Below are 14,246 nucleotides of genomic sequence, written 5' to 3'. Positions count from 1 at the left end.
ATTTCTTTTTGCGGCTTTACCTGCATTTCTTTTTGCGGCTTTACCTGCATTTCTTTTTGTGTTTGTTGCATAGCTGGTTGCTGTGTAATAGGTGCTGATTGGTACGTAATTTCATCTTCATCTTCTATTCCAAGTGGAGTTGGTGTTGATGAAAACTCTTTTTGCTGTACCTCTTTTACATATTGTTTCGGGGGCGCTGAACCCGATCCAGTCTGTTGTTTCACATGAACGCTATTCGATGGCACTTTAATTTTCATCCCTGGCATAATTAGGTCTGGATTGCTAAGCTGTGTATTTGTTTTTTTTAGCGTCTCAAAATCCACTCCGTACTTTTTTGCAATTTTCCAAAGGGTCTCCCCTTTTTGCACGATATGAATTTTCAAATTTTCCCCCTCCTGTATAACTTATCTATAAGTAAAAAACACTTTGAAGTAACACTTTCTAAACAACATTAACTTCTTTTACTTTTATCACTTCTTCTATTTTCAATATGATTTGAAGTGGAATAAGCATAGAAAAATCGCAATGATTTCCTCAACACAATGTATGCCTCTTTCATTCTTGTTATGATTATATGTACGAAAAAAAGCAACGGAAATTCCGCTGCTTTAAACACGCTCTAACATACGATTTAATGCAAGAACTGCCTCTTCTGTTACTTGATTCTCTACACGAATAACGTTAATTTGTTCTCCTCTTTCTATGTTCTCAAGTGCCCATAATAGGTGAGGTAAGTCAATTCGGTTCATTGTTAAACAAGGACACATAAACGGATTTAGCGAAATAATTTCTTTATCAGGATGTTGCTGAATAATTCGGTTTACTAAATTCATCTCTGTACCAATCGCCCACTTACTTCCCGCTGGAGCAGCTTCAATCATATCAATGATATATTTCGTTGATCCTGCATAATCGGAAGCGGCAACAACTTCATAACAACATTCAGGGTGAACAATAATATTCATATCCGGATGATTTTTTCGCACATTTTTGATATTTTTCACAGTGAAATTTTGATGAACAGAACAATGGCCTTTCCATAAAATCACTTGAATTTCTTCTATATCTCCATCGTACTCTAACGAATCTGTATGCGGGTTCCACACTGCCATTTTTTCTAACGGAATACCTAAATCATACGCTGTATTTCTTCCTAAATGTTGGTCTGGTAAAAAGACGAGACGCTCTTTTTGTGTAAACGCCCAAGACACCATTTGTTTTGCATTAGAAGAAGTTACTGTTGCCCCTCCATTACGACCACAAAACGCTTTGATCGCAGCTGTTGAATTTACATATGTTAATGGAATCATCGTATCCCCAAATAATTTCGTGAGCTCTTTCCACGCTCTTTCTGTTTGTTCAATATCTGCCATATCTGCCATAGAACAGCCGGCACGCATATCTGGTAAGATGACAATTTGATCATCTGTCGTTAACATATCTGCCGTTTCTGCCATAAAGTGCACACCACAAAACACAATATATTTTGCCTCTTTATTACTCGCTGCAACTTGCGCGAGTTGAAGTGAGTCCCCTGCTGCATCTGAAAATTGCACCACTTCATCTTTTTGATAATGATGTCCTGGAATAAATAGTAATGCCCCCATTTTTTCTTTAATTTCACGGACACGCTCTTCCATCTCTAATGTAGACATCGTTTGATAACGCTCTGGTAACCTTCCTTCGATTGGCTGAACTTTCTCTAAAATACCCATTTATGATTCTCCCCCTCTAAACCACTCTCATTAAGCCTCAATATTAAAACTAATATCAAGTGCCTTCACTGAATGTGTTAACACTCCAAGTGAAATATAATCTACCCCGGTTTTTCCGTATCTTGATAAATCTTCAATTGTAATACCACCTGAAGCCTCCGTAACGATGGCACTTGGTACAATTTTTGAAAACTCACGAATCTCTTCTGGCGTACGATTATCGAACATAATAACATCTGCGCCGGCCTCTACTGCTTCTCTTACTTGCGCCTCTGTCTCTGTTTCGACTTCTACTTTCACCATATGTCCCAATCTTTCTTTCACCGATGTAACAGCTTTTGTAATCGAGCCAGCAAAAGCAATATGATTGTCTTTAATCATGACACCATCATATAAACCGAATCTGTGGTTAAATCCGCCCCCGCATACTACCGCATATTTATCAAACATACGTAGTCCTGGCATCGTTTTTCTCGTATCACAAATGCGTGTATGACTGCTATCTAAAGCAAAAACCGCCTTACGTGTCATCGTCGCTATCCCGCTCATACGCTGAATAACGTTTAATATAACCCGCTCTGCCGTTAATAATGATGCGATTGGGCCTTGCACGGTTGCAATTATTTCGCCTTTTTCTACAAGATCCCCATCTTTTTTATGAAGTTCAACTTCAATTCTCTGATCAATTAATTTAAATCCTTCTTCAATTACTAAGCGTCCTGCAAATACGCCTGTATCCTTTACAAGAAACGTTCCTTTCGCAAGTGCATTATCGGGAAAGATAAGCTGAGATGTTACATCTCTTTCTCCTATATCTTCTAGAAAAAATCGATTTAATGCTTCCTTAACTTTTAACGTATTCATAAAACCCCTCTTCCCCTTATTAAACAAGTTGTAGTTTTCTTCTCACTCGAATAATCTCTTTTTCCACGCTGTTTCTTTCTGGATAATCAATGCGATAATGACCACCAATACTGTCTTCTCTTTGCAAAGCTGATACTGTTATAAGCTCACAAACTGTTAACATATTAATAAGCGTTATCTCTTCATTTGTAAGTGCATCATATTGTAATATCATATTTAGCACACCGTACCTACTAAACCATCTCTTAACATATGATAAATTTTTCTCAGTTCGCACAATCCCAACATGCTTCATCATGTATTCTTGTATTTCTTCTTTCAACGGTAAATCATTAAGAGCTATAAAACTTTTCCCTCTCTCTTCCAGAACATTTTTTCTTTCCTCTGCTGGTTTAGCTAAAATGTGTTTTCCTATTCGTCTTCCAAACACAAGACCTTCTAATAATGAATTACTCGCCAATCTATTCGCACCATGAACTCCATTACAAGCCACTTCACCGACCGCATATAAGTTTGAAATGGACGTCTCTCCGTCACAATTCGTCTTCACGCCGCCCATATGAAAATGAGCACCCGGTACGACCGGAATAGAATTTTCTTTTATATCAATACCATTCTTTTTACATAATGATGAGACGGTCGGAAAACGTTGTTCAAAGTTTTGAATGGTTTCGATGTTTAAGTACACTTTTTCACCCGCAAGAAGTTGTTCATGAATAGCCCTTGCCACTACATCACGCGGTGCGAGATCTTTCCCGGGATGTATATCCATCATAAAACGCTGTCCTTTTCCATTTATAAGGACAGCTCCTTCACCACGGACTGCTTCAGAAACGAGACCACAACATCGCCCGTCCACGTATAACATCGTCGGATGAAATTGTATAAATTCTAAATCAACAAGTTCTCCCCCAGCTCGATATATCATCGCAAGTCCATCGCCTGTAATTGTCTCATCATTCGATGTAAAGGCGTACAAACCACCTATTCCTCCTGATGCTAACACCGTATTATCAGCATAGTAACGCTTCAGCTTCCCTTCACTATTTCGCGTTAAAGCCCCTATACATTTATTATTTTCTATAATAAAATCGAGCACCATTTCATGCTCAACGACAGTAACGTTCGGAACTACTTCTTGTATTAAATGCTCTAATAGATTTTTACCAGTTGCATCTCCTCCCGCATGTAAAATACGTCGTTTTCGATGCGCTCCTTCTTTGCCAAGGTGGAGCCCTTTTTCATCCCCATCAAATTTCATTCCATTTGTAATAAGCTTACTTATTTCTTTCGGCCCCTCTTCAACTAAATAACGAACTGCTTCTTCGTTGTTATAATGGCAACCTGCCACTAATGTATCTTCAAAATGCCCACTCGGATCGTCATATGTAGCAACAGCTGCTGCAATTCCTCCTTGAGCTAAATGTGTATTGTTATTACGTCCTGTTTTTTTTGTGATAATCATCACATTCTTTTCGTGACAAAGCTCTTTCGCAACACGAAGCGCTGCAACGCCGCTCCCGATAATCAAGACATCTGCACTTGGCATAATTGTTGCCTCCTACTTTACACTTTTCAACTGTCTTGACACCTATATTTACATAGTTTTAAAATAATGACAAGAGTTTTTTTACAATTCTTATTTTCACTACCCTTCTAAAAACGAAAACAAATGTCACTCTTACTGAAGAGAGGAAATTACATGATGATATATCTAGATTATGCAGCGACAACACCTATGAGCGAAGAAGCTTTAGAAACATATATACAAGCAACAAAAACATATTTCGGAAATGAACAAAGTTTACACGATATCGGCGGAAGTGCATCATCTTTATTACAAGTTTGTAGGGAAACATTTGCAGAAATGATTAGGGGTAAGGAACAAGGTGTATTCTTTACAAGCGGCGGTTCAGAATCTAACTACCTTGCGATTCAATCCCTTCTAAATGCTAGAAATGGAAAGCACATTATTACGACACCTATGGAACACGCATCGATTCGAAGTTATTTTCAATCCTTACAATCGCAAGGTTATACTATTACTGAGATTCCTGTTGATAAAAGTGGGATAATTCATTTAATAGATTTAGAAGCAGCTATTACAGAAGATACTGCTCTAGCAAGTATACAGCACGGAAACTCTGAAATCGGGACCGTTCAAAACATTGCAGAAATCGGAGCACTTTTAAAAAAATATAATGTTTTATTTCATTCGGATTGTGTTCAAACATTTGGTAAACTTCCAATAGACGTTACAGCGATGGAGATCGATAGTCTCTCTGTTTCAGCCCATAAAATATACGGACCAAAAGGAGTTGGAGCTTGTTATATAAATCCACAAGTTCGCTGGGAACAAGTATTTCCGGGAACTTCTCATGAAAAAGGCTTTCGCCCTGGTACAGTGAACGTTCCTGGAATCGCTGCTTTTTTAACAGCCGCAGAGCATATATTAAAGAATCAAAAGGAAGAGAGCTTTCGTTTTAAACAATTACGATCCTATTTTTTAGAGCAATTACAAACACTTCCTCTAGAAATTGAAGTGAAAGGACATTCTACTTCTTGTTTACCACATATTATTGGGGTTACAATAAAAGGAATAGAAGGTCAGTATACAATGTTAGAATGTAACCGTCATGGTATAGCCATTTCAACTGGAAGTGCTTGCCAAGTCGGTAATCAAGACCCTTCAAAAACAATGCTTGCAATTGGAAAAACGTATGAAGAGGCAAAACAATATGTCCGCTTTTCATTTGGACATCAAACAACGAAAGAACAAATTGATACAACTATTCATGCACTACACACAATTGGAAATCAATTTTATAGAGGTGTTAAATCATAATGAAACAAAATGATCAAAAAAAGATTTTAGGCGAAGAAAGACGACAACTCATCCTCAAGTGGCTTCTTGCTGCAAATGATCCGTTATCTGGGAATGAGCTATCTAAAAAGACAAACGTAAGTAGGCAAGTTATCGTTCAAGACATTTCCTTACTAAAAGCACGAAATGAACCAATTATTGCGACTGCACAAGGGTATTTATATTTAAAACCACAAACAAGACAACAAGCTTTCGAACGCGTAATCGTATGCCAACATAAACCGGCAGAAGTACGTCAAGAGCTTACCATGTTAGTTGACCACGGCGTTACGATTAAAGACGTAAAAGTTGAGCATCCTGTATACGGCGACTTAACAGCATCGATTATGGTAAGTAATCGCTTTGATGTAGAGCAATATTTACAAAAAATCGAAAACACAAATGCTTCCTATCTTTCGCAACTAACAGATGGTATTCACTTACATACAATTGAAGCAGATTCTAAGGAGAAATTAGATGCGGCTTGTGATGCACTAGACCGCGCTGGATTTCTCGTTTATTAATGTAAAGCACAGAGGTTTTCATCATTCTCTGTGCTTTTTTAATGATATAATATTGTAATCAATTGTAAAGGAGATCAAATATGGGAATTGAACTCGTTCACTTTAGCACCGGTAAACCGAAACAAATGAAATATAACGAAGATAAAGAAATGATCACTGGTATATGTAAAGAGCCTACAGAAGAAGCTTTCCTCTCAAAGGATGGATTCCTTGGTGATGATGTAGCCGATTTAAAACATCACGGTGGACCTGACCGCGCTGTTTGTATTTATCCGTATGAACATTACTCACTATGGGAAGAAGAATTTCAAACAACACTTCCAGCTTCCACATTTGGCGAAAACATTACAGTAACAAATATGTTAGAACGTGATATTTGCATCGGAGATACATATCAATTAGGCGACGCGATCATTCAAGTAACACAAGCTCGAGTACCTTGTAGTACGATTTCAAAACGTCTTGGCATTCCTGGTATTTTGCCACGTATTGTAGCAACTGGATATACTGGATACTTATGCCGAGTTCTACAAGAAGGTACCGTGCGTAAAGATTCTAAAATCACATTATTAGAGCGTCATCCAAGCAATGTATCTGTTCTTTTCTCTAACGAAATATATTTTCATAATAGAAAAGATAAAGTTGGCCTTGAAAAAATTCTTGAGGTTCCAGAACTAGCTGATGTTTGGCGTGGGCAGTTAGCGGATCGTCTTGCGAAGTTAAAATAAAAAATCCCACCCTTTGCAGGTGGGATTTTATTTATCACTACAACCAATAAGAAGAATAACTCCCCAGAACAGTAACAGAAAAACCGAGTGCTTCAAGTTCCATCGTTACACCTGGCAATAATACGTCATCGTATGCTTTATCGACATCGATTAAGAAAAAGTAATTTCCAAGACCTGTTTTCATAGGGCGAGATTCGATTTTTGATAAGTTTAATTTTCTCCATGCGAAAGCTGATAACACTTGATATAGCGCTCCTGCATAATCCGCAGGTAACGTTATCATAAGCGTCGTTTTCTCTCCGCGATTTTCTCCGTTGTTTGGGAGTACTGCTTTCTTTTTCTTATGCAGAACAAGGAAACGCGTATGGTTGTTTTTATGCGTATGAATGTCACGTCTTACAACTGTTAATCCGTACTTTTCTGCCGCTGCTTCATTTGCAATGGCGGCAACTTTTTCTTCAGAATGTTCTTTCACATATTGCGCAGCAGCGCTTGTTGATGTCATATCTCGAACTGTTACGCCTTTTAATTCCTCATTTAAAAATTTATGACACTGTGCAATGGCATGCGGATGAGAATGTACAGCGTATACTTCTTTCCACACTTCTTCGTACTGTGGGTGTACAAGTAAATGTTGCTGAATTGGTACCGTAATTTCTCCTACAATGGAAAGTGGTTGCTCATGTACGAGATAGTCAACTGTTATATTAACTGAACCTTCTATGGCGTTTTCTAATGGTACAACTGCGAAATCTACATTTTCATTTGCAGCTGCATCAATACAATCAGGAATCGTTCGATACGGTACATGCTCTGCTTCCGGAAAAAAACGACTCACCGCCATATTTGTAAATGTTGCCTCTGGTCCTAAATATCCTACTCGAATCATCGTCTTTTCCCCTCTTTTTCGTTTTCTTACTGTTATACCATAATTTTTTATATTCTTCTATGTAAATTTCGAATATTTAAAAAATACTAGTCTTCACTAGTCTATATGTTTTCTATATTCTCTTTGAGCGAAGAAGAAATAGATGATACATGCAGAAATATAAAACAGAATGAACAAGCCTACTTTTCTTAATGAACCGTCCATAAAGACAGTATTATGAAACGTATATAACGCAACAGCACTATGCATACTCCCTACTATAATTGGCGCAAAAAATAGCATACACAATTGCCAACGAGAAATCTTCCACACTTCTTCCTTCGTCATTCCAAGTTTAGAGAGTGCCCCGTACTGCTTACGATCCGATGCAATATTATGAAACCATTTAAAATATACGATGCTACATGAAGTAAGGAAGAATAATATACTAATGAATGAGCCTACAAATAGAGTTATATCACCGAACTCTTTCATATTCACATATAACTCCATATTACTTCGAAACGCATCATTCGTATCTTGTTTCATATGTTTCCGTAAATCTGCATTTAATCCTTTCGTATTTTCGATATTTGGCAATGTGTAGCCTCTATATATCATTTTTTCAGAATCCGGAATTGTATTTGCTATACTGTCAAAATCTTCATCATTCATGACGAAAAACAGACCATTAATGTACGCGGGGTGATAGTTAAATTGTACCCCTTCTTTCTGACCGTTAAATGCGAATGGATACGTTTGATTCATTACTTGTAATTGAATCTCTTTTTGATTATATACATTTGGATGATTGCGTTTATTATAATAAACAAGCGTAACTGTTCCTTTTTTAGGATGATACGTTTTCTGTTTTTGTTTTCGCGCCTCTTGATTGTATTCACTTTCCTTCATAAGCGGTGCCACTTCTGTTTCTCCCTTATTGGACTGAAAAGATGCATACACTCCAACAAAACTCATATATTGAAAATCATCATATCCATATTGATGCAGTAATTTTTCAACCGCACCTTCCTCAAAGACTTCATGAGTAGAAGTACCTTTTTCTATGTACGAAAATGAGTGTACTCCTCCGTCCCGCCACATATCTTGCATACTAGAAAAATATAAGAACACTGTACCTGTTGCAGTAACTACAAACGTCGTTGCCATAGACAGCATGAAGAAAAAGCGACCATTTTCCTTCATTCGATGTGATAATTGATTCACTATAAACAAATACGGATATGTATACATAATCTTTTTATTTCGTTTTATCATTTCTAATATTTGTGTAACGCCGTGTGTAAATGAGAAATACGTTCCAAAAGAAATTAATATAACAACAGGAAAAAAGTATAATGCTATCGTTGGCATCGTCACTTGTAGCGCTAGCGTATACCCCACCCCTAAACAAACAAAACCAAATAAACAAAGCCACTTTGATGTTTTCGCTTCTCTTTTATCCGTACGAAATTCTTTTAATAACCGAATGATTTTTATATTCCATATACGTAAAGCACTTATAAAAGATAAGAAAATAAATACGACCATATATGTAACAAAAGTCACACCAATCGCTCTCACGTCAAATATGACAGGGAGTTCTTTCGGAAGGCGAAGTAACATGCTAAATACCATAAAAAAGAGTTTCAAAAAGATCATTCCAAGCCCAATACCGAAAATATTAGCGAAAATCCCAATTAATATTTGCTCGGTCATAATCACTCCTATTACGTTAGATTTCGTTGCTCCCATTAACATATATAGTCCTAATTCTTTCTTACGTGCTTCTATGAAAATAGAAGTAGCATACAAAATAAATACGACGAAAAAAGAAATAATTATAATGTTACATATGATAAGTCCCCAGCGTACATTTTGATACCACATTGTCTCTTGCATATACGGATGTACAATAACAGACATGTATGCAAAAGACGCAAATATTGCAAAACAACTACTTAAGAAAAACACTTTATAATTACGCCAATTCCCCTTTATATTTTGCATCGCTAGTTGCCTAATGTTCATCTACCGTCCTCCTGTAACTTACTACATAGGTAAAAAGCTAGAGGTTTCCCTAGCTTTTTACGTGTTTTAAATATCCTCTTTGAGCGATCATAAAGTAAATGGCAGAAGCTAAAATATATGCTCCAATTACAATCGCACCTGATTTCCATAAATCAATATAAAGCATTTTCCCTAACGTATGAAGGGCAAATCCACTATGAATTGTACCGATTAAAATTGGGATAAAGAAGATAACACCCATTTGTCGAATTGCAATTTTACGAATTTCTTTATCTGTCATACCAATTCTTTTTAATGACTTAAATTGAATACGATCTTGTTCTTTATCATTAAACCATTTAAAGTATGTCATGCTACAAGCGAAGAAGAAGAACAGTACTGCTACGAAGAAACCGATGAACATTGTAATCGCTCCGGATTCTCTTATATCTTTATAAGCAAACACTGAATTTTTCAGTTCTCCTTGCTTTTCTGGCGCAATTTCCTTTTTTAAATCTAGCACAAGATTTTCGGTACTTTTCCAATCTTCAATATAATAACCATAATATTTCGTCTTTTCTCCGTCTGGTACGAGCTTTGCATATTTCTCAAAATCTTGATCATTCACAATAAGATATTCGTCATCATTAAAAACAGAATATGAAGTTGGTTCATTTAACTGCACAGACTGTTTTTGCCCATTAATTGCAATTTCATATGGCTTCGTACGATCTATCTTCACTAGATCATTTGTCATATCACTCATGATCATCGTCGCACTACCTGGTGCATTATGAACTTCTCTAACTTCTTCCCTTTTTTGTTTGCGTACTTCCGCATTATATTCTTTCTCTGAAACAATCGCTGTTGGCACTTCATGTTCACTGTTAAAGAACGTTATTTTCTGCGTTGCAGGTAGTTTTACGTAGTTTATTTTTCGTGCATCTTCAAACCCATTCTTTTTTAATAATCCTTGTACTTTTTCCTCGTCAATAATGGTATGCGTATTTATACCCTTTTCTTCATATGAAATAGCATGTGGCGTAAGGTCTACCGTTTTCGCACTCATATTTTCAAAATATACATAAAGCGTACCAACTGCTGAAGAAACAACTGCTGTAATGATAGAAATGACAAATAGAAAACGAGCATTATCTTTCATTTTATAAATAAGATTGCTAAGTACAAACATATTTGGATACGTATAAAAAGATTGTTTTCTTTTTTGCAATGCTTTTAATACGACTGTACTACCTTGCGTAAATAGTAAATACGTTCCGCCAATCGTCAGTCCTACAATTGGTAAGAAATACATAATAAAATTCATAATTGTTACTTGGAAACAGAGTATATACGGCGCAATAATACAGCCTATACCGACTACACCTAACCATGTAAATGCAAAAGGCTCTACTTTTTGTTTTCTTGCTTCTCTTAATAAATCAATAATTTGCAAGCGCCCTACTGTCCAAACACTAAACAATGATAGGATTAAAAAGAGGATAAAATATACGCCAGCTGTAATAAGAACTGCTTTTCCATTCCACACAAGCGGCAGTGTTTTATCAATTTTTAGTAAGACACTGAGTGCTTGGAAGAAAAGTTTTGAACAAAGCATTCCAATCCCAATACCTACTACAATTGCAATACTACCTAACATCAGTTGCTCTAATATAATCATTCGGCCAAGTTGTGCCTTCGTTCCACCTATTAATGTTAATAAACCGAATTCTTTTTTTCTTGCTCGTAAAAACGTTGAATTTGCATATAAAATAAAGAGTGCTGAGAAGATGACTACAATATAATTCATCGATTCTAATCCTTTTGTAATCATCGTCCTCATACTAATATTACCGCTTACGACATCTGGATGATAAATGAAGGAAGCATACATGAAAAATACTACGATCGATAAACAACTACTAATAAGGAATGCTTTATAATTACGCCAATTTCCTTTTACGTTATTAAGCGCGAGCTGGCGAAAGTTCATGATATTCTCCTCCTAACATCGCAAGTACGTCTAAAATTTCTTGGAAAAAGGCTTGCTTCGTTCTCCCTTTATGGATTTCCGAGAAAATTTCTCCATCGCGTATGAAAAGAATACGTTCGCAATAGCTAGCTGCTACCGGATCGTGCGTTACCATTGCAATTGTCACTTTCTTTTGCTCATGTAAATCTTGAAGTGCTCCCATTAATGATTTAGCTGACTTAGAATCTAAGTTTCCAGTTGGCTCATCTGCTAAAATTAACGTTGGTTCATGAATAATCGCCCTTGCAGCAGCTGCACGTTGTTGTTGTCCGCCTGATACTTCGTATACTTTTTTATTTAAAATTTCTTCGATGTTTAAAAACCTCGCAATTTCAAGTACTTTCGCATCAATTTCTTTTACAGATTTCTTCGCCATTACAAGCGGCAAAATAATATTTTCTTTAATGGATAACGTATCAAGTAAGTTGAAATCTTGGAAAATGAATCCTAAATGTGTACGGCGAAATTCCGCCAATTTTGCAGCACGCATTTGATTAATTTCTTCACCATTTACAAGTACATGACCTGAAGTTTGCTTATCAATTGTCGCTAATAAATTTAAAAGCGTTGTTTTACCACTCCCTGAAGGCCCCATAATTCCTACAAATTCGCCTTCTTCAATTTTAAAATTTATATCATTTAAAGCAGTCGTCGCTACTGAACCTTTCGATTGGTACACCTTCGTTAACCCTTTTACTTCAAGAACACTCATTTCTAATCCCCCTATGTGTTTTCTTCTTACATTTACTATAAGAAAAATAAGAAAAAGAAACGAGTGATTTCCCTTACAAAACGTTTTGTTATCTTACAATTTTGTCATTTTTCTCATTAATGTATGATATTCTTCATCTTTTGCAAATTGGAACGTAAATGTTGTCCCTTCATCTTCTGTTGATTGTACATAAATTCCATGATGTAAATTACCGCAAATTTCCTTCGTAATATATAAACCCATTCCAGTTGCTTCCCTCGTTTTACGGCCGTTTACTCCCGTAAAGAACGGATCAAATATACGCTTTACATCTTGCTCTGGAATACCAATTCCATTATCTCGAATATGCAGTAACACCTTTTGATCCTTCTCTTCAATTTGAAATTGAATTTCTTTTTTCTCTGCTTCTGAAATTTTTGTATACTTAATTGCATTTACAACAATTTGACCTATAGCAATACTCAGCCATTTTCTATCAGATGCAACCATACAAGTATCTTCTTCAAACATCACTTTCGGAAATACAGAAGATTGAATGAAAGACTTTCTATTTTCATTAATAATATCTCGAATGACATCTATAACATTTACTACTTCTACTTTATAGTCTTTTGAAAACTGATCTAACCTCGCCATATGTAACGCTAAATCTAACCCATTTAAAATACGGTTATTTTCTTCACGAATACTTTCAATCGTTCTCCTTGCTTCACGGTGTTCCTTACCATATTTCTGTAACAATAATTCAATAACGGATACTGGTGTTTTCATTTGATGAATCCATTGGTTCATAAATATCATTTGCTGTTGTTCTTTTGCATGCTGTTTATGAACTTCATTCATATATTGCTGTCTTAGCAACGTAAAAGACTCAACGACCATCTCTTGCTCTACCGTATACGAAGTATCAATAAGTAAAGAATCATGTAATGTATTTCCGCCAGCAACATATTTTTCGATTCTCTTTAAAAACACACTTCGTTTTCGGTAATCGTAAATGAGGTATACAGTAAACACAACTGTCCCTAATAACAGTCCGTATAACCACGTACTCCAATCAATTGATCTTTTTTCTAAAAGACTTTGTAACTGCAATACGAGTCCAAATAAACAAAGGCTTACAATATAAGAAAGAATTAAAGAAAAGCGGTCTATGAGGTAACTTTTAGCCTTCATGCCCTTCGCCCCACTCTGTAAGAAGCGCATAACCGTATCCACGTTTCGTTACAATTGCATTTTTAATACCTAACTCCTCTAATTTCTTCCTTACACGCTTTACATTCACAGTTAATGTATTATCATCAACAAAAGCTACTTCATCCCATAAGGCCTCTAACAGCTCTTCACGTGTCACGTATTGATTCGCTTGTTTCATTAAACATTCTAATAAATAAAATTCATTTTTTGTAAGTTCAGTTTGTTGCCCTTTCCACTCTACTGTGTGCTGTGATGGAAATAATAACAATCCATTAACACCTAAACAATCACTTTCCGCGGCCAAAGCATACTCACCATACCCGCGGCGAAGTGCACTCTTCACCTTTGCCATTACGATATCTAAATGGAACGGCTTTGTAATATAATCATCCCCGCCATTCTCAATCGCCATCACTTGATCCATTTCCCCTGTCCTTGCAGAAACGAAAATAATTGGCGCATTCGATACAATGCGGATTTGGCGGCACCAGTAGAAGCCATCAAAGTATGGTAAATTAATATCAAGTAACACAAGATGAGGACTTACTTTTACAAACTCATCTTTTATATGCCGTAAATCGCTTACTCTGAAAGATTGATATCCATACCTTTCTAAATGCTCCTCTAATATTTCTGCAATTTTTTCATCATCTTCTACAATTAATATTTTATACATGTTCCTTTTCTCCCCATAAAATATTCTCCTAAAATCACTTCTTTTTCTATTATAAAT

General features: G+C 36.2%; 13 protein-coding genes. 3 read left to right on the top strand and 10 right to left on the bottom strand.

Features of this window, described 5'->3' with window-relative positions:
- The 4 genes from safA to nadB form a co-directional block, all read right to left on the bottom strand.
- On the bottom strand, positions 1–383 hold a 383-nt coding region (gene safA, locus MR071_RS16510), incomplete at its 3' end, for a SafA/ExsA family spore coat assembly protein (protein WP_242236973.1).
- A gap of 225 nt (positions 384–608) precedes the next feature.
- Positions 609–1,715 (bottom strand): quinolinate synthase NadA, encoded by a 1,107-nt coding sequence (gene nadA / locus MR071_RS16505; RefSeq protein ID WP_242236971.1) that lies wholly within the window; start codon positions 1,713–1,715, stop codon positions 609–611.
- A 30-nt stretch (positions 1,716–1,745) separates the two neighbouring features.
- A complete protein-coding gene (nadC, locus tag MR071_RS16500; protein ID WP_242236968.1) occupies positions 1,746–2,579 on the bottom strand; it encodes a carboxylating nicotinate-nucleotide diphosphorylase in 834 nt (277 codons plus the stop codon).
- Positions 2,580–2,598: 19 nt separating this feature from the next.
- The gene (gene nadB, locus MR071_RS16495; protein WP_242236967.1) at positions 2,599–4,128 is read right to left on the bottom strand and encodes an L-aspartate oxidase; all 1,530 of its coding nucleotides are present in this window, start codon (positions 4,126–4,128) and stop codon (positions 2,599–2,601) included.
- A gap of 153 nt (positions 4,129–4,281) precedes the next feature.
- Here nadB and MR071_RS16490 point away from each other — a divergent pair, with 153 nt between their 5' ends.
- The 3 genes from MR071_RS16490 (at position 4,282) to MR071_RS16480 (ending at position 6,694) form a co-directional block, all read left to right on the top strand.
- A complete protein-coding gene (locus tag MR071_RS16490; protein WP_242236965.1) occupies positions 4,282–5,424 on the top strand; it encodes an IscS subfamily cysteine desulfurase in 1,143 nt (380 codons plus the stop codon).
- The gene (locus MR071_RS16485) at positions 5,424–5,966 is read left to right on the top strand and encodes a transcription repressor NadR (RefSeq protein ID WP_105584385.1); all 543 of its coding nucleotides are present in this window, start codon (positions 5,424–5,426) and stop codon (positions 5,964–5,966) included. The genes MR071_RS16490 and MR071_RS16485 overlap by 1 nt, the downstream gene beginning before the upstream one ends.
- 80 nt (positions 5,967–6,046) lie before the next feature.
- Entirely contained in the window at positions 6,047–6,694 is a 648-nt protein-coding gene (locus MR071_RS16480) for an MOSC domain-containing protein (RefSeq protein WP_242236964.1), read from the top strand.
- Positions 6,695–6,731: 37 nt separating this feature from the next.
- Here the strand turns inward: MR071_RS16480 and pheA are convergent, their stop codons facing one another.
- From pheA to MR071_RS16450, 6 genes are all read right to left on the bottom strand, one after another.
- On the bottom strand, positions 6,732–7,583 hold the full coding sequence (pheA, locus tag MR071_RS16475; RefSeq protein WP_105584383.1) for a prephenate dehydratase: 852 nt from the start codon (positions 7,581–7,583) through the stop codon (positions 6,732–6,734).
- Between the two features lie 96 nt (positions 7,584–7,679).
- Entirely contained in the window at positions 7,680–9,593 is a 1,914-nt protein-coding gene (locus MR071_RS16470; protein ID WP_105584382.1) for an ABC transporter permease, read from the bottom strand.
- 49 nt (positions 9,594–9,642) lie between these two features.
- Positions 9,643–11,565, bottom strand: coding sequence for an ABC transporter permease (locus tag MR071_RS16465; protein WP_242236962.1), 1,923 nt, complete (start codon positions 11,563–11,565; stop codon positions 9,643–9,645).
- Positions 11,540–12,316, bottom strand: coding sequence for an ABC transporter ATP-binding protein (locus MR071_RS16460; RefSeq protein ID WP_002015381.1), 777 nt, complete (start codon positions 12,314–12,316; stop codon positions 11,540–11,542). Before MR071_RS16460 ends, MR071_RS16465 begins: the two co-directional genes overlap by 26 nt.
- A 93-nt stretch (positions 12,317–12,409) precedes the next feature.
- Complete coding sequence (locus tag MR071_RS16455; protein WP_142395746.1) at positions 12,410–13,492, bottom strand: HAMP domain-containing histidine kinase; 1,083 nt, start codon at positions 13,490–13,492, stop codon at positions 12,410–12,412.
- Positions 13,482–14,189 carry a response regulator transcription factor gene (locus tag MR071_RS16450; RefSeq protein WP_002112034.1) on the bottom strand — a complete coding sequence of 236 codons (708 nt, stop codon included), beginning with the start codon at positions 14,187–14,189 and terminating at the stop codon, positions 13,482–13,484. Before MR071_RS16450 ends, MR071_RS16455 begins: the two co-directional genes overlap by 11 nt.
- Positions 14,190–14,246: the final 57 nt, after the last annotated feature.

The sequence above is a fragment of the Bacillus cereus group sp. BfR-BA-01316 genome (assembly GCF_022664195.1).
Lineage (GTDB): Bacteria > Bacillota > Bacilli > Bacillales > Bacillaceae_G > Bacillus_A.
Note: the sequence above shows the minus strand (reverse complement) of the source record. Positions and strands in the feature narration are given on the sequence as shown.